This window comes from Aquabacterium sp. NJ1 (assembly GCF_000768065.1).
Classification (GTDB): domain Bacteria; phylum Pseudomonadota; class Gammaproteobacteria; order Burkholderiales; family Burkholderiaceae_C; genus Aquabacterium.
Window position 1 is genome coordinate 2,630,959 of sequence record NZ_JRKM01000001.1, and the last position, 16,357, is coordinate 2,647,315.

The following is a 16,357-nucleotide window of genomic DNA, read 5'->3' on the forward strand; positions in this document are numbered from 1 at the left end:
GCTGCATTGCTATAGCCTTTCGAATCTGGTTCGGAGGGCTGTGGGCCTTCCGGAAACAAACCCCGGTCGGTTCACACCACCGGGGTTTTTTCTTGCCTGAGATTTTCATCATGCGCACCTACGACAAGCTCATCGCCACGATTTGGTCTGCCAAAGCATGCAGTTGCTTGCGCGCGTGCTTTGGTCCGTCCATGCAAGTTCGGCGCTAGCCTTTCAATGCGGATCTCTCGCTTGAAGGCTGGCCTCAGTCTTCAAGATTCGAAAGATCCATATGAACAACAAACAAACACCCCGTAGAAACATCGGCATCATTGCGCACGTCGATGCGGGCAAGACCACCACGACTGAACGCGTTCTCTTTTACACGGGAGCGAGCCATCGCATGGGTGAAGTGCATGAAGGCACCACCACCATGGACTTTGACCCGCAAGAGCGTCAGCGTGGCATCACGATCAACAGCGCCGCCACCACCGTCTTCTGGCGTGGCGTGCAGATCAACCTGATCGACACACCGGGTCACATCGACTTCAACATCGAAGTCAATCGATCACTGCGCGTGCTGGACGGCGCCGTCGTGGTCTTTGACGGCGTTGCTGGCGTCGAGCCGCAGACGGAAACCAACTGGCGACTGGCTGACAAGTACCAGGTGCCTCGGCTGTGCTTCATCAACAAGCTCGACCGGGTTGGTGCCGACTTCGCTCGTGTGCACAACATGATCGAAGAACGCCTGGGTGTGCGCACGGTTGTGCTGCAGCTGCCGATCGGCATCGAAGCAGGCTTCAAAGGGATCATTGACCTGATCGACATGAAGGCCCTGATCTGGACGAGTGACCAGGCAGGCCATCCATTCGAAACAGGCCCGATCCCGGCGGACATGCTGGATGACGCCCAGGCCTGGCGGGCACGCCTGATCGAGACTGTCGTGGAGCGGGACGAGCACGCTATGGAATCCTACGTGCAAGGGCTGCCCATAGATGCAGATGTGCTGCGAGCCTGTATCCGCACCGGCACGATCGCAGGCGACTTTGTGCCCGTACTGGCTGGGTCTGCGTTCAAGAACAAGGGCGTGGAGCCTTTGCTCGACGCGGTCGTGGCCTACCTGCCTTCTCCGGAAGACAGGCTTGCCGCTGTGGCCGGTGAACAGCCTGTCAGCGAACAGCCCTTGTCGGCCCTGGCCTTCAAGCTGGTCGCCGACGAGCACGGTTCGATGGTGTTCGTGCGTGTCTACAGTGGACGCATACGCGTGGGCGATACAGTTCTCAATGCCAACACCGGCAAGAAGGAACGGATCGCTCGCATCTATGAGGTCCATGCAGACCAACGGCAAGAGCGTCAGGAGATCGTGGCAGGTGACATCGCTGCGATCGTAGGCCTCAAGGACACCTTGACGGGCAACACCTTGTGCGCCCCAACACACCCAGTGGTGTTGGAGCACATTGTGGTGCCTGAGCCGGTGATCGATGTGGCGATTGAACCCAAGAGCCGAGTTGATCAGCAAAGTCTGGGTAAGGCGCTGCATCTCCTCTCCAGGGAGGATCCCAGCCTGCGTGTGCAACAGGACGCCGAGTCTGGTCAGATCATTCTGTCAGGCATGGGTGAGCTGCAACTGGAGGTCTCACTGGAGAAGCTGCGTAGCCGATTTGGCGTCGAGGTCTCGGTAGGACAACCAGAGGTTGCTTATCGGGAAACCATTTCACAGGAAGCGAAGGTGCAATATGTACATAAGAAACAATCCGGCGGTCCCGGTCAGTTCGCCGACATCACCTTGAAGGTATCGCTGCTTCCCCGCGGCGAAGGCATGCAGTTCGAAAGCCAGATCACGGGCGGCGCCATCCCGCGCGAGTTCATACCTGCCGTTGAGGCGGGTGTGAAACGTGCGGCGGCGTCCGGCGTCCTGGGTGGCTATCCCTGCGTGGATTTCAAGGCGACCTTGGTGGATGGCAGCTTCCATGAGCGCGACTCTTCGGCCATGGCCTTTGAGCACGCGGCAGGAGCGGCCTTCCGAGAGGCCGCACGGAAAGCTGGGCCGGTTGTACTGGAGCCCGTGATGTGTGTCGAAGTCATCACCCCGGCAGAACATCTGGGTGACTGTCTGGGCGACCTGCTACGCCGACGGGGACAGGTGCGTTCTCAGGACGTTCGCGGCAATGCCACGGTCGTCACTGCGGATGTACCCCTCAAGGCGATGTTTGGCTACATCGGTCATCTGCGTGCGTTAACGTCAGGACGTGCGCAGTATTCGATGCAGTTCGACCACTATGAACAGGTACCGGCACACCTACAAGCCGGTCTCATCGCGTAAGCGATCACTAAGATGCCAGGCCTCGTGCCTGGCATTTTCTCTTCCTGATCAGATCAGGCGAACATGGGCGTGTAAACCGCCTCGGTCGGCGTGCGCAACATGCGGTCACCAGCCAACGCCAACGAACGCTGCGCCCCCACAAATGGGCTCATGTCGATCACCTCCATGAGTTCGCGGCCAGCAAACGCTTCCAGCGTCTTCCCGCGCAATCCAAGCTGAACCGCACGACGTGCGAGCTTGCCACCTTGTGGGTCATGATCGGGATCCCACTGCAAGCGAACTTCCGATGCATCAACGGCAGCCTTCCAAGCCTCTCGACTTGCATATCGTTCTGGCTGATAGGTGGATGCCACGGCTTGGGCCAGCACGCCATCGAAGAAGGCCCGGCGAACTCGCAGCCCCAGGATCACCTCTTGCCCCTCCTTGGCTCCCCATCCGGATCGATACATCATCCATAGGAAGTTGGGTTTGATCCAACTCATTCGGTTCAAGCTGAAGTCTGGGCCGCCAAATCGGCCGTGCTTGATGGCGTAGTGCCCGATAGAAGGCCGATACGCTTGATAAACGACGATGCTCTCATCGTCATAGTGGGCCAGGATATGTTCACCGGCACTTGGCCAGCGAGCACATTGGCTTGAATAGAGTTCAGTTGGTAGCTTCATTTCCAAATTGACGGATGACTTCGATCACACCCACGATGTGATCATTCAATGTTTCGAGCTCCTCGGCGGGCACCCACCACTCTGTGTGGTGCGCTGCGCCAACTTGCTGCACGGGGTAGCGGCTCATGAAGTCAGCATCGACTTCAAAGCGGGTTACGAAGCCCGCGCCGCTGGCGGGCACGTTCCAATCCCGAGCGATCTCAACAGCGTATTGCTCGTTGGTGACCGGATAGAAGATGGGCTGCTCAGGCAACCTTGGAGGCCAGCGCTTGAAGTTGCTGGCTGCAACGAGTTCCAGTTCTTGCGGCCCAGTTGGCCTGTAGAGCGTGATGGTGTTTGTCATGACTGGTCCCTGACTATTCCTGAGGCAAAAGCCGCATGTAGTGGACAGCGACTGCACCTACAAGCCAAACGCCGTTGTCTGACTGGAAGAACTTGTGCCCATCCAGATGCATCTGCAATGAATCGACTTCGAGGATGACGGGTTGACCATGCCGTTGACCCACAGACATCGCGACATCCAACTTTGCCGTCAGATGAACATGGTGCCGCTCTCGCCTCGTCAGGCCTTCTACCCAGATGGCATCGAGAAAACGCGACGCCGTGCCGTGATACAGCTTGTCCGGCGGCGTAGTGGGACTGAGCCCCAAATCCACTGCGACTGAATGCCCCTGGTTGGCGCGTATGAGTGCACCGTCTTCACTCAATGCGAATCGCTTCTTGTCGCTGGTCTCCACCACTTCCTTGAGCAACTCATACGAGATTGGCTTGTTCGCTTGCGCGCAGCGAGTCAACAGTTCGTCTACCCGAACCCATCCGCCATCACCCAATGTCAGCCCGACAAGCTGCGGCTCATGTCGCAAGATCAGGCTCAAGAACTTGCTGGTGGACTCCACCTTTTTATTCGTTCCCATTTTTCTCTTTCAATTGTTCGTTTTCTTATTGATTTGACGGTTGATCACATGATCAACTGCCCCTTGTTAGCCGAGACATTCACCGTTGCCTCGATACCTGCCGTGAACGACAGAAAATCGGCCTCAATACCATCCGAGAAGATCACACCGTTCTCAGGCATACGAGACCGCACCTTCAGCGATCGGCCGGGCGCAACATCGCCATAGACCAAGCTTGCCTGCGAAGAGCGACTTGGGAAGGGCTCCCGCACAGCAAAGCTAAGCTTGTCCGCATCCCAAGCCATTGGCGTGTAGTTGCGCTGCCCACTTGCCATGCCACTGGCCTTTGCCAATGCCATAGAGCCAGTCATCACGCTTTTCATCCAGGCCGTCGAGCCCAGCCCAGTCGAAATGATCAACCCAGAAGACGACTGAAACTCCTTCGTCTTGCCCTGCTCAAGTTCATACAAGGCCGAGGTATGTGTGCGTGGCCCGATGAATAGATCGTTAACGGCTCTCAGACGCTGCCCGTCCGACAACACCACCTCAGCCATGGTGATCTGCTTGGTCGACCTGCTGTCCTGCGACACAGAAGGAAGCAATCCCCGGAGTTGCTCTGGCTCGAAGGGCAGCAGCACACCATCCCAGCGCTGAGGCTCCGGGTTCAGCCCGATCAATGGCTGCCCCTCTAGATACTTCATGGTGTTGGCCACCAAGCCATCTTGTCCAAGCGCCACGACGATGTCGTCAGGCGCAAAGACAAAGTTGGGCAAGTAGCTGCGATCAATGATCTGATAGCGCCCCCAGGCTTGCAAGACCTCTATGGTGACCCGCAGGCTCCTCGCATAGGCTTCGTTCTCCCGCAGGTAGTCCGACAGGTCTGCTCCCAAGTGCTCGATGTAAAACCGCGCTTGAGCCAGCGTGTGATAGCGGGTAACCAGATCCTCCAGCCGGGTTCGTCTGGTCACCAGCACCACTTTTCGCTCAGTTGGCGCGACCACGATTGGCTCCTTGCGACCCGCCTCCGTTATCTCGGATCAAGGACTGCAGCAATTCCGGCGACATATTGAGTTGCCCGATGTGTTGCGCCTTCTCGGCGATGCCGCCAAAGGCCTGCGCAATCAGTTGGCCCGGCTGCATGCCGGAAGCCGCCAGAGCCTGAACGATCCGGGGATCGGACTTTTCCATGGTCTGCATGATGGCGCCCAATCTGTAAGCCTCCGCGTCAGCCATGGTTCGACTGTTCTCTGCCTGGAGATCGACAAACGATTTGCGCCGGTCTTCCAGGGCAACGTCTGACTCCATCTGCTCGGTACGCAGTTCGTTCTCACGGCGCGCGACAGCAGCCTTGGCATCCATTTGAGCTTCACCAATCTGACGCTTCTTTTGCTCCACTGCCACCTCGGTATCGAGTTCGGTCTCTCGAACAGCACGCTCGTTTTCAACGGCAGACATCCTTCGACCAAAGACGGCATCGTCCGCTGCCTTGAGATTGGACTCTCTGGCTTCCGCCTCCAGTGCGCGCGACATCTCGGGCGTAGGTTTGATGGCCAATACCGACACACCCAGAACCTCAAGCCCGAGCGCCGCGATCTCTGTCTGTGAGGCGAGGCGCTTGTGAGTTTCCTGCGCGATCGTGGCTGAGGCTCGCAATGCCTGCTTCAAGTCCATTTGCTGGACGGCTTGGCGCACGATGACCTCGGCTTGCATGGCCACCCGCTCACCAAGGCGTTTCGGGTCCTCTGATGCGTGAGCCTTTCCATCTGCCGACAAGGAGAAGTCCATCAGCCCGGCAATGCGCCCGGGCTCGGCAACGCGATAGGTCACCTGTCCTTGCACAGTGATGCTTTGAAAGTCGGACGTCACCAGTTCCAGAATGAATGGCCGGTCCTGGCTGCCAATCGGTACAGCCACCAGGGTGGATGTTGGCCCATAGTAGAAGAATGACAGACCTGCGCCTTCACGCACGACACGCCCCCGCCGAAACTGCATGAGATGTGTTGTCGGTTGCGACTTGATGAAGCGAATTCCCAGCATACGATTTCCCCTTTCAGTCTTGCGTGGTTGACTTCGTGTTGTTGTGCAACTATCATAAGTTCATCTTTTAAACTAAGTCAACAAGAATTTCAGGAGCACGTCACATGGCGACCTTCCAGGCGATCAAAGGCGACATCACGAAGTTGGCGGTAGACGCCATCGTCAATGCAGCCAACAGCTCTCTACTTGGTGGTGGAGGGGTTGATGGCGCGATTCATCGCGCGGCGGGCCCTGAGTTGCTGGAAACTTGTCGCAAGCTGAATGGCTGCAAGGTGGGGCAGGCCAAATTGACAAAGGGCTTCAAGCTGCCTGCCAGCTATGTGATTCATACCGTCGGACCTGTCTGGCAAGGCGGCACCAAAGACGAGGCAAAGTTGCTTGCTGCTTGCTATCGCGAGTGCATTGCACTGGCCGTCCAGCAAGGCATCCAATCCTTGGCGTTTTCCTGCATCAGTACTGGCTCATACAACTTCCCAGCTCAAGAGGCAGCGGAGATCGCAGTGGCTACAGCCAAGGAGCATGCCGGACACACCAATCTCGACATCACATTCTGTTGCTTCAGCGAACGCGATCTTGCGCTCTACACGACGCTGTTGAGGTGATATCTACAACACAGGAGGATTCATGCAGACCGAAGATCTAATCGAACAGTTGATTCAGAGGACCCACCAAGACGAAAGACTGAAGTACGTCTTCTTCTGGGGACATCAACCGAAGAAGGACGGCTCTATCGGCAAGACTTGTTTCAGCCAATGGTTCGAGGCCTCGTTTTCCTTGAATGGGATCAGCTACTTGACAGCTGAGCACTACATGATGGCGGAGAAGGCCCGACTCTTTGACGATCAGGACGTGTTGAACCAGATCATCGCCTCGAAGACCCCCGCTCTCGCCAAGAAGTTGGGGCGCGAAATTCGAGGATTCGATGAAGCGCGCTGGAACGAACGGCGCTTTGACGCTGTTGTGGAAGGCAATCTGGCACAGTTCTCGCAGCATGCGCCTCTGAAAGCCTTCTTGCTGAGTACCGGTGACCGCATCCTGGTTGAGGCCAGTCCTGTAGACAAAATTTGGGGAGTCGGCATGGCCGAAGACCATCCCGACATCGAGAATCCTGCGAAGTGGCAGGGGCTCAATCTTCTTGGCTTTGCGCTGATGGACGTGCGCCGACAGTTACTAGCCACTCAGTAAACGCCAGTTCGCCTCAAGTCACTACAGGGATGCAGCACGCTCATGGATCTAGAGAGTCGTTATAGAGGATGTTTGCTTGGCCTGGCCTGTGGCGACGCTGTCGGTACCACCGTGGAGTTCTGTCCGCGAGGAAGTTTTGATCCCATCACCGACATGGTGGGCGGTGGCCCGTTCAACTTGAAGCCCGGGCAATGGACCGACGACACTGCCATGGCCATTTGCCTTGCTCAAAGCCTGCTGCATCGCAGCGGCTTTGACGCAACGGATCAGATGAACCGGTACCTGAACTGGTGGCGCTGGGGCTACCCAAGCCCCACGGGTGAATGCTTCGACATCGGTATGACGGTTCAAGATGCGCTGCTGAGATTCACGGCGACGGGCGAACCGATTGCGGGATCAACGAGTCCCAATACAGCAGGAAATGGCTCACTGATGCGACTCGCGCCAGTGGTGCTGAGGTTCTACCCAGACCTTTCGGATGTATTGCAGTACGCAAGGCTCAGCTCCCAAACTACGCACGGCGCAGCGGAAGCTGTCGAGTGCTGCTCAGTGTTGGCTGAAGTCATTGCCAATGCGCTTAGTGGGATGGATTCGAAGTCCAACGTGCTCAGCGTAGCTCAGGGCGGCTTGACAAGCTCTGCGGTCATATCCATTGCTCAAGCCGACTACCTGAGCAAGTCTCGTGATCAGATACAAGGAAGCGGCTATTGCGTCGCCTCTCTGGAAGCCGCCCTTTGGAGCTTTGCAACGACTGAGTCATTTGAAGCTGCCATCTTGGCCGCGGCAAACTTGGGAGACGATGCCGACACCACAGCGGCCATAGCGGGGCAAATTGCCGGTGCGTTTTATGGCGTTGACAATATTCCGCTTCACTGGCGCGGGCAGTTGTACATGAGCGAGGACATTGACGCCATGGCTAGAGGACTCCTACATCGAGATGGAAGGCCAGTACCGTTCTGACAGGCCCTAAGCCAAAAGGAATTGTCGGCTTGGCGTACTATCAAAGCGCCAATAGACGGAGAGCAAGATCATGAGCGAGTCATCGGCTTTGAAGCGTGGGAAAGTTGGCACTGTGCCAACTGAGTACGCTGTGCAGATCGGAACTGACTGGCTGCTTGTCAGGCAAGCTGGAGCGAAGACGCGCAAGTCCGTGCCAAAAAAGGACCGCGCATCGGAGTTGCTACCCAAGGCGGGCAGGGCGTTGAATAAGCCGGGAATTGCTCGTTCGAAGGTGTTTGGTGAGTCAGGCAACGCCGGGGTCTACGCATACTCGGCGTGCGTTGATGAGCCGGGGAAGATCGTGCGAGAGTCTGCAGACGGCACAAAAACGGTTGGGACATTGGTTGGGGGCAAATTCAAGGCCCTGACTCGCGGCGATTAGGTTCAATTATTCATAGCGAATAATTGTCTGCATCAAATAATTCGATGCGCCGCAAAGGTGGCGTAGCGTGCAACCGCCAGTTGGCACCATGACCAAGACGCGTCCGCATACCTCGCAGATGAGGCCTTGGCAGCGGGTACGCCGCCCAAATGGTTGTAGCAAACGTTTGCATGGACGCTCGAGATCTCTCCCCGCATGTGGTCATATCAATTCGTCCAGGCTTATTGGCGACAAGGTGGCCCGAAAGATCGGGCAGCCTTGTGGCAAGCCATCCGCGTGGCTGGATGACGAGAGGGAAATTGACCACTACGGCCTGCGTGATTTGCTCAAGCCGCTAACAGGCAACCGCTGCTGATGCAGATGGGACCAAAAATACAGATTCGCTTCAGGAATTCTTAAGCCCCGCTCATTTGTGCTCGCCAAGCTCGGCCCTGTGTCCGACTTTCCGCTGTGCCCCCGAAATACGGCATGCCCAGCCGCATTCGGTCGTAGACACTGCCCTATAAAATTCCCCCAATACAAACGGGGCCTTGGGGATGAGCAATTTCAGCTTTCTTGCCGAACACTCGCCACTGCTAGCGGACTTGGGCGCTACTGCAGAGAAGCTCTACCCGTTTGATCCTTCCAGCGCTGTCTTGAAACTGCGCCTGCTGGCAGAGGCTCTCACGCAAGACGTGGCAGCGCGTGTTGGCGTTCGGTTGGTCCAACCTACTCAGGCCGAGTTGATTCGCGCGGTCGATCAACGCCTTGGCCTTGATCCACAGGTCCGCCAGATGTTTCATCTGCTTCGCCAGCGAGGCAACGAAGCGGCTCACCAAGTGCATCACAGCATCGGCTATCGCGAAGGCCTTGAGGCGTTGAAGGTCGCCAGGGAAGTCGCGCTTTGGTTTCATCGCACCTTTGGCTCCAACCCGAACTTCAAGCCCGGACCATTTCTTCTGCCGGATGATCCGAGCCAAAAGCTCGCCGGCCTCCAACAACAAATCGCCAAGCTGCAGGGCACCCTGCAGGAAGCACAAACAGCTCAGGCTGCGCACGCCGAGCTGGCCTCCCTGCAAGCAGCGCAACTCGCTCAAGAGCGTGAGCTGAGCGAGCGCGCCCAACAAGAGCGAAGCATCTACGAAAGCCTTGCAGCGGAAGCCAGTGCGCGCTACGCAGACCTCAAGGCTGAGTTCGATGCCAAACTGAAGCAGGCCAATGCTGAAGCGGACACAGCCAGCGCCAAGGACATCAAGGCCTTCGCCGAGCGTGCATCCGTAGCCGCACAGAAGGTCGCCTTAGATGAAGCTGCCACAAGGCTCATCATTGACCAGATGCTTGAAGACGCCGGCTGGGAAGCTCATACGACTGAACTCACCTACGCCAAGGGTGCAAGACCGGAGCGCCACAAAAGCAAGGCCATTGCGGAATGGCCAGCACAAGGCAAGCAAAGTGCTGATTACGTGCTGTTCGCGGGCCTGACGCCGATCGCCACCGTTGAAGCCAAACGCCAAAATGTCAACGTCCCGGGCAAGATCCCGCAAGCTGAGCGCTATGCGGCTGGTATCAAGCTTGAGGCAGACCACGAAGCCGCCTGGGAAGTAGAGGGCCGCCACGGACCTTGGCCGGATGGCAAAGGGGGCGTCTTTCACGTGCCGTTTGTTTACTCATGCAATGGCCGCCCCTTCATCAAGCAGAACGCGGAAGCAAGCGGCACCTGGCATCGTGATGTGCGCCATCCTTCCAACCTGGCCAAACCGCTTCAAGGCTTCCATTCGCCAGAAGGCCTGCTCGATCAACTCAAGCGAAGCAAAGCCGAAGCTGAAGCCAAGCTCCAGCAAGAGGGTTTTGGCTATCTGCGCGTTCGGGACTACCAGCAAAAAGCGATCACGTCCGTAGAGGCCGCGCTCGCATCAGGCCAGCGCAACTGCTTGCTGGCGATGGCCACGGGTACAGGCAAGACACGCACAATCATCGGCCTGATGTACCGCTTCCTCAAGGCCGAACGCTTCCGCCGCATCCTCTTCCTGGTGGATCGAACGGCATTGGGCGATCAAGCCATGGAAGCCTTCCACGAGGCCCCGCTGGAACAGAACCAGCCGCTGAGCAAGATCTACAACATCGCAGATCTGGGTGACATGGCGGCTGAGGCTGAGACCCGTGTGCAAGTGGCTACTGTGCAGGCCATGGTCAAGCGCATATTTGGCAGTGACAACCCACCGCCGCTAGATGCCTTCGATTGCATCATCGTCGACGAAGCACACCGGGGCTATACGCTCGATCAGGACATGACCGAGGGCGAGATGGCCCTGCGTGATCAGGCGCAATACCTGTCGACCTACCGGCGCGTGTTGGACTACTTTGATGCCGTCAAGATTGGTCTGACGGCGACACCGGCTCGGCACACCACCGACATTTTCGGCAAGCCCGTTTACACCTACTCCTACCGCGAGGCTGTGGCGGACGACTGGCTGATCGACCACGAACCGCCTATTCGCTATCAGACGCTGCTGAGCCAGAAGGGTATCCACTTCGACAAGGGTGAGAAGGTCGATGCCATCAACATGGGCACCGGCGAGATCGAAACAGCTGAGCTCGAAGATGAGCTGAACTTCGAGCTGGAGAGCTTCAACAAGCGGGTCATCAACGAAGACTTCAACCGCGTCATCTGCGAAGAGCTGGCCAAGGAGCTCGACCCGATGGGGGAAGAGAAGACCATGATCTTTTGCGCCACCGACGCGCATGCCGACATGGTCAAGCGCTTGCTCAATAACGCGTTCAAAGACATCTATGGCGATGCCTACAACCAGGCTGCTGTTGAGAAAATCACGGGTGCGTCGGACAAGGTTGATCAGCTCATCCGTCGCTACAAAAACGAGCCTATGCCTAATATCGCCATCACGGTCGATTTGCTGACCACAGGTATCGACGTACCCAAGATCTGCAACCTGGTGTTCATGCGGCGGGTTCGCTCTCGCATCCTGTACGAGCAGATGATCGGCCGAGCCACCCGGCGCTGCGACGAGATCGGCAAGACGGTATTCCGTATATATGACCCGGTGGATTTATATGCCTCGCTGCTGGCCGTCAACACCATGCAGCCACTGGTGAAAGACCCGAAGGTCACCATCGAGCAATTGATTGACGAGCTCAACAACCCCAAGAGCTACGAATCGCCCGGCAGCCGTGCTGGCCAGAGCCACGCACATGATGTACTCGATCAGCTCAACCAGAAGCTGATGCGCGTGCTGCGTGATGCACAGCATAAGGCCGAGAAGCGCCCGGCACTGAAAGCGCGCCTGGCTGAGCTGGAGCAGCAGTGGGGCGTGCCGCCCCACGAACTACATCGCCACCTGCACAAGATCGGGCAGGAACAAGGCCCCAAGGCGGCAGCCGAATACCTGCACCACCACACCCGCTTGCTCGTACAACTGGCTGAGGTTCAGCAGCTTCTGGGCACGGCGTACATGCCCGTCATTTCGAACCATACCGACGCTCTGGTGGCGCGCGAGCAAAGCTGGGGGCAATACGCCAAGCCGGAAGACTATCTGGACAGCTTCACCCAGTTTGTGCGCCAGCAAGTCAACCAGTCTGCGGCCATGGCCGTGGTAGTCAAGCGTCCGAAAGACCTGACCCGCGCCCAGCTCAAAGAGGTCCGCATGCTGCTCGATGAAGCTGGCTACACCGAAGCCCGCCTCAAAGCCGCGTGGCGCAGCAAGAGTAACCAGGACATCGCCGCAGGCATCATCGCCTACATTCGCCAGGCTGCTTTAGGCGAAGCCTTGCTGCCCTTCGAGCAGCGCGTGGCCCAGGCCATGCAGAAGATCTACGCCCAGCACCGGTGGACGCCTGCCCAGCGCAAATGGCTGGAGCGCCTGGCCAAGCAACTGAAGCACGAGATGGTACTGGATGAGACCTTCGTGAACGACAACTTCACGGACACGGGAGGCGCCAAAGGCCTGGACAAGATCCTGGGAGGAGAATTGGCGCCCGTCATCACCAACCTGGCTGCCGCACTTTGGCCAGATGCCGCTTGATACCTACCCGTAGCCCGACAGACGAACATACCGCATAGCAGTACCCCTAAATGAGCACTTCCGACATCGTCCAGAAACTCTGGAACCTTTGCGACGTCCTGCGCGACGACGGCATCAACTACAGCGACTATGTGACCGAGCTGGTGCTGCTGCTCTTCATCAAGATGGAGCACGAGAGCACTCAGTCAGGGTTGCTGCAAAAGCACAAGCTGCCCGACTACGCCCGCTGGCAAGAGTTCACCAGCCGCAGTGGCCTGAACCTGCTCACTCACTACAAGAGCTCGTTGCTGCAACTTTCACAGAGCGATGACCCGCTGATTGCTGCCATCTATGCTGATGCGCAGACCAGCCTGAAAGAGCCACGCCACCTGGAGCAGCTCATCAAGAGCCTGGACGGCATCGATTGGTTCAGTGCCGAGCAAGATGGCCTGGGCGACCTGTACGAAGGTCTGCTTGAGAAGAACGCCAACGAGACCAAGAGTGGCGCGGGCCAGTACTTCACGCCGCGCCCACTGATCGACGCCATCATCGACGTGGTTCAACCCAAAGCGGGCGAAACCATCCAGGATCCGGCAGCGGGCACAGCCGGCTTCCTCATCGCCGCCGACCGCTACATCAAGCAGAAGACAGATGAGCTGTATGACCTGAGCGAAAAAGAGCGCAAGTTCCAGCGCAACAAAGCCTTCTTGGGCATGGAGCTGGTGACCAGCACGCGCCGCCTGGCCTTGATGAACTGCCTGCTACACGGCATGGAAGGCGACGACGAAGGCGTAGTTCACCTGGGCAACACGCTGGGTAGCGCGGGCAGCGCCTTGCCAAAAAGCGACATCATCCTGAGCAACCCGCCATTTGGCACGGCCAAGGGCGGCGGCGGCCCAACCCGTGATGACCTAACCTTTTCGACCAGCAACAAGCAACTGGCTTTCATGCAGCACATCGTGCGGCACCTGAAGGATGGGGGACGTGCTGCCGTTGTACTTCCCGACAACGTGCTGTTTGAAGCGGGCGTGGGCGCCGATATTCGCCGCAGCCTGATGGACAAGTGCCGCCTGCACACCATCCTGCGTTTGCCCACAGGCATCTTCTACGCCCAGGGTGTGAAGACCAATGTGCTGTTCTTTCAGAAGATCAGAGAAACGGCCACGGGCAGCACCGACGCCGTGTGGGTATACGACATGCGTGCCAATGCACCAAAGTTTGGCAAACGCACGCCCCTTCTGCACAAGCACTTTGACGAATTCAAAGCTGCGTTTGGCAAGGACGTCAATGGCTTGAGCGCGCGTGCGGACCAGGGTGAGCAAGGGCGCTGGCGTTGCTTTAGCCGAGATTGGATCGCGAAGGAAAAGGGCGACAGCCTGGACATTGCATGGCTAAAGGACGAAGGCGCCGAAGATTCAGCTGATTTGCCCGAGCCCGCGGTACTGGCACGGGAGATCGTGGATGAGCTGAATGGTGCAATTGAGGAGCTGGAAGGCATTCTGGCTGAATTGGGAGAAGCTGCATGAGCGGCTGGCAAAAAGCTCCGCTTAGTAGCGTCTGCAGTTTGGTAACCGATGGCACACACCATTCACCGCCAAATCACAGCATCGGTGCCTATCGCTACGTCACTGCCAAAAACATCCGCCCATGGGGGTTGGATTTGTCAGACATGTCGTTTGTGGACGAAGCGACACATCGAGACATATACAGTCGCTGCCCGGTTGAGTTCGGGGATGTTCTCTACATAAAGGATGGCGTGACAACGGGTCTAGCGGCTATCAACACGCTCCATGAACCGTTTTCGCTGTTATCAAGTGTCGCACTTCTCAAACCCATTCGAGAAGTTCTTCACCCGAGTTATTTGAAACACTGGCTCAACAGCCCAGAAACCAAGCGCGAGATGACCAGCGGCATGACGGGCACAGCCATTAAGCGTCTAGTGCTCAAACAGATTCGGGCGGCAGAGATCCCAATCGCGCCTCTATCCGAGCAACAACGCATCGCCGACAAACTCGACACCGTGCTGGCCCGGGTCGATGCGGTAAATGACCGCCTGGCCCGTGTCGCTCCCATGCTCAAGCGCTTCCGTCAGTCTGTGCTGGCTGCAGCTACGTCGGGACGCTTGACCGCTGATTGGCGAGCTGCGCAAACGCAAGCCTCTTGGCAGTCTACCGAAGTTCAAAACATCGCCTCAGTCGGCACAGGATCAACGCCTCTGCGCTCTAACCCGAGCTACTTTTGCAAAAATGGCACACCGTGGGTGACCAGTGCTGCCACATGCGAGGACGTTGTTCGCCATGCTGTAGAGCATGTGACCGATGCAGCAATTGCAGCACATCGCTTGAAGATCTACCCAAGTGGAACATTGCTTGTAGCAATGTACGGCGAAGGCAAAACACGGGGCCAGGTAACCGAGCTGGGCATCCCCGCCGCCATCAATCAGGCATGTGCCGCCGTGGTTGTCGACGAGACGAAGATGGTACGGTCGTTCGTGAAGCTCGCGTTGCAAGCCAATTACCTTGAAATGCGTGTGCTGGCTGAGGGGGGCAATCAACCTAACCTGAATCTGGCGAAGGTTAAAGGCTTTTCTCTACCAATGCCACCCCTAGATGAGCAAACCGAAATTGTCCGCCGAGTCGACCTGCTCTTTGCCTTCGCCGACCGCCTGGAGGCTCGCCTGCAGGCCGCGCAAGCTGCTGCGTCACGCCACACGCCAGCGCTGCTTGCAAAGGCCTTCCGAGGCGAGTTGGTGCCACAAGATCCCAACGACGAACCCGCCTCGGAGCTATTGCGGCGGCTAACGCAGGCCAAATCTGCCACACCAACCAAGGGCCGGAAACGACAGGCCGCCTAAATACAAACCGAAGGAGCCCTCATGAACGCTACCCGTCCGATCGGCAAGTTGGAGCGAGTACCCCTACGTCAGGTCTGGGAACATGAAGCCTACGATTTCACGCAATGGTTGCAAGACCACATCGAGGTGCTCAACGAGGCTTTGGGACTGAATCTGGTCAACGTCGATCGCGAGCAAGCAGCCGGCTCCTTCAGCATCGACCTGGTCGCCGAGGACGAGGGTGGCGGCAAGGTCATCATCGAGAACCAGCTGGAGAAGAGCAACCACGACCATTTAGGTAAGGTCATCACCTACCTGGTTTCCATGGGTGCTAAGGCTGCCATCTGGATCGTGTCCGAACCTCGCCCGGAGCACGTCGCCGCCATCACTTGGCTCAATGAAAACAATAGTGCCCAGTTCTACATGCTCAAGGTCGAGGCGGTGCGCATTGGCGAGTCCTTGCCTGCGCCCCTGTTCACTTTGATCGTTGGGCCATCGGAAGAATCAACCAGCGTCGGCAAGGCCAAGAAGGAGTTTGCCGAGCGCTACGAGATTCGCCATCGCTGGTGGACGCAACTAATCGAGCGATCAACCCAGTTCACCAAGCTGCATGCACACATCACGCCAGGCGAGTACACCTGGATAGGCACAAGCGCAGGCGTCCGGGGCCTCAATCTCAACTATGTGGTCACGCAAGACGATTGCGCGGTTGAGTTGTACATCGATCGGGGCAAGGACGCGCAAGCTGAGAACGAGTCCATCTTTGATCAGCTAGAAGCGCATACAGCTCAAATCGAGCAAGCCTTTGGCTCGGAGCTGAGCTGGCAGCGTCTGGATGGCAAGCGTGCCTGTCGGATCCGGTTCACACAAGCCGGTGGATATCGATCGCCGGAGGAGGAATGGCCCTCTCTGCATGATCGTGCGGCACAGGCCATGGACCGTCTGGACAAGGCTCTCAAGCCATTCATCAAGCACCTGAAGCTGGGCAACAACTGACGAATTCACGCAAACGCTGCTTGGTCAACAGCAGGAAACCAATTCAATTCTTGGTGTTTGAGCTTCGATGCTG

At 57.6% G+C, this 16,357-nt stretch carries 13 protein-coding genes; 8 read left to right on the top strand and 5 right to left on the bottom strand.

The annotated features are described in order from the left end of the window. Positions 1-271: 271 nt before the first annotated feature. Complete coding sequence (fusA, locus tag JY96_RS11275; protein WP_035037467.1) at positions 272-2,302, top strand: elongation factor G; 2,031 nt, start codon at positions 272-274, stop codon at positions 2,300-2,302. Positions 2,303-2,355: 53 nt separating this feature from the next. Here the strand turns inward: fusA and JY96_RS11280 are convergent, their stop codons facing one another. Genes JY96_RS11280 through JY96_RS11300 form a run of 5 tightly spaced genes read right to left on the bottom strand, consistent with a single transcriptional unit; the run spans position 2,356 to position 5,894 of the window. Then, entirely contained in the window at positions 2,356-2,964 is a 609-nt protein-coding gene (locus JY96_RS11280; RefSeq protein WP_035037469.1) for a DUF4291 domain-containing protein, read from the bottom strand. Then, entirely contained in the window at positions 2,948-3,307 is a 360-nt protein-coding gene (locus JY96_RS11285) for a hypothetical protein (RefSeq protein WP_035037471.1), read from the bottom strand. The genes JY96_RS11280 and JY96_RS11285 overlap by 17 nt, the downstream gene beginning before the upstream one ends. Before the next feature lie 13 nt (positions 3,308-3,320). Next, entirely contained in the window at positions 3,321-3,878 is a 558-nt protein-coding gene (locus tag JY96_RS11290; protein ID WP_035037473.1) for an RNA 2'-phosphotransferase, read from the bottom strand. A 44-nt stretch (positions 3,879-3,922) separates the two neighbouring features. After that, complete coding sequence (locus JY96_RS11295) at positions 3,923-4,858, bottom strand: sugar kinase (protein WP_035037475.1); 936 nt, start codon at positions 4,856-4,858, stop codon at positions 3,923-3,925. Beyond that, on the bottom strand, positions 4,842-5,894 hold the full coding sequence (locus JY96_RS11300) for an SPFH domain-containing protein (protein ID WP_035037478.1): 1,053 nt from the start codon (positions 5,892-5,894) through the stop codon (positions 4,842-4,844). Before JY96_RS11300 ends, JY96_RS11295 begins: the two co-directional genes overlap by 17 nt. Before the next feature lie 104 nt (positions 5,895-5,998). On the opposite strand from JY96_RS11300, the gene JY96_RS11305 reads away from it, so the two are divergent. From JY96_RS11305 to JY96_RS11340, 7 genes are all read left to right on the top strand, one after another. Continuing rightward, entirely contained in the window at positions 5,999-6,496 is a 498-nt protein-coding gene (locus tag JY96_RS11305; RefSeq protein WP_035037481.1) for an O-acetyl-ADP-ribose deacetylase, read from the top strand. A 22-nt stretch (positions 6,497-6,518) separates the two neighbouring features. Then, the gene (locus JY96_RS11310) at positions 6,519-7,079 is read left to right on the top strand and encodes an NADAR family protein (protein ID WP_035037485.1); all 561 of its coding nucleotides are present in this window, start codon (positions 6,519-6,521) and stop codon (positions 7,077-7,079) included. 42 nt (positions 7,080-7,121) lie between these two features. After that, positions 7,122-8,039 (top strand): ADP-ribosylglycohydrolase family protein, encoded by a 918-nt coding sequence (locus tag JY96_RS11315; protein WP_035037488.1) that lies wholly within the window; start codon positions 7,122-7,124, stop codon positions 8,037-8,039. A gap of 957 nt (positions 8,040-8,996) precedes the next feature. Beyond that, a complete protein-coding gene (gene hsdR, locus JY96_RS11325) occupies positions 8,997-12,476 on the top strand; it encodes a type I restriction-modification system endonuclease (RefSeq protein ID WP_035037490.1) in 3,480 nt (1,159 codons plus the stop codon). 50 nt (positions 12,477-12,526) lie between these two features. Beyond that, a complete protein-coding gene (locus JY96_RS11330) occupies positions 12,527-13,981 on the top strand; it encodes an N-6 DNA methylase (RefSeq protein ID WP_035037492.1) in 1,455 nt (484 codons plus the stop codon). Beyond that, positions 13,978-15,309, top strand: coding sequence for a restriction endonuclease subunit S (locus JY96_RS23595; protein WP_161784309.1), 1,332 nt, complete (start codon positions 13,978-13,980; stop codon positions 15,307-15,309). The genes JY96_RS11330 and JY96_RS23595 overlap by 4 nt, the downstream gene beginning before the upstream one ends. A 21-nt stretch (positions 15,310-15,330) precedes the next feature. Further along, positions 15,331-16,284: a DUF4268 domain-containing protein gene (locus JY96_RS11340; RefSeq protein WP_035037498.1), complete on the top strand. Its 954-nt coding sequence runs from the start codon at positions 15,331-15,333 to the stop codon at positions 16,282-16,284. Positions 16,285-16,357 lie beyond the last annotated feature (73 nt).

Excerpts from the sequence above, each read along its gene's own strand:
- JY96_RS11310 (WP_035037485.1), top strand. The coding sequence starts at position 6,519 with ATGCAGACCGAAGATCTAATCGAACAGTTGATTCAGAGGACCCACCAA.
- JY96_RS11280 (WP_035037469.1), bottom strand. The coding sequence starts at position 2,964 with ATGAAGCTACCAACTGAACTCTATTCAAGCCAATGTGCTCGCTGGCCA.
- JY96_RS11290 (WP_035037473.1), bottom strand. The coding sequence starts at position 3,878 with ATGGGAACGAATAAAAAGGTGGAGTCCACCAGCAAGTTCTTGAGCCTG.
- JY96_RS23595 (WP_161784309.1), top strand. The coding sequence starts at position 13,978 with ATGAGCGGCTGGCAAAAAGCTCCGCTTAGTAGCGTCTGCAGTTTGGTA.
- JY96_RS11300 (WP_035037478.1), bottom strand. The coding sequence starts at position 5,894 with ATGCTGGGAATTCGCTTCATCAAGTCGCAACCGACAACACATCTCATG.
- JY96_RS11305 (WP_035037481.1), top strand. The coding sequence starts at position 5,999 with ATGGCGACCTTCCAGGCGATCAAAGGCGACATCACGAAGTTGGCGGTA.
- fusA (WP_035037467.1), top strand. The coding sequence starts at position 272 with ATGAACAACAAACAAACACCCCGTAGAAACATCGGCATCATTGCGCAC.
- JY96_RS11340 (WP_035037498.1), top strand. The coding sequence starts at position 15,331 with ATGAACGCTACCCGTCCGATCGGCAAGTTGGAGCGAGTACCCCTACGT.
- hsdR (WP_035037490.1), top strand. The coding sequence starts at position 8,997 with ATGAGCAATTTCAGCTTTCTTGCCGAACACTCGCCACTGCTAGCGGAC.
- JY96_RS11315 (WP_035037488.1), top strand. The coding sequence starts at position 7,122 with ATGGATCTAGAGAGTCGTTATAGAGGATGTTTGCTTGGCCTGGCCTGT.
- JY96_RS11285 (WP_035037471.1), bottom strand. The coding sequence starts at position 3,307 with ATGACAAACACCATCACGCTCTACAGGCCAACTGGGCCGCAAGAACTG.
- JY96_RS11330 (WP_035037492.1), top strand. The coding sequence starts at position 12,527 with ATGAGCACTTCCGACATCGTCCAGAAACTCTGGAACCTTTGCGACGTC.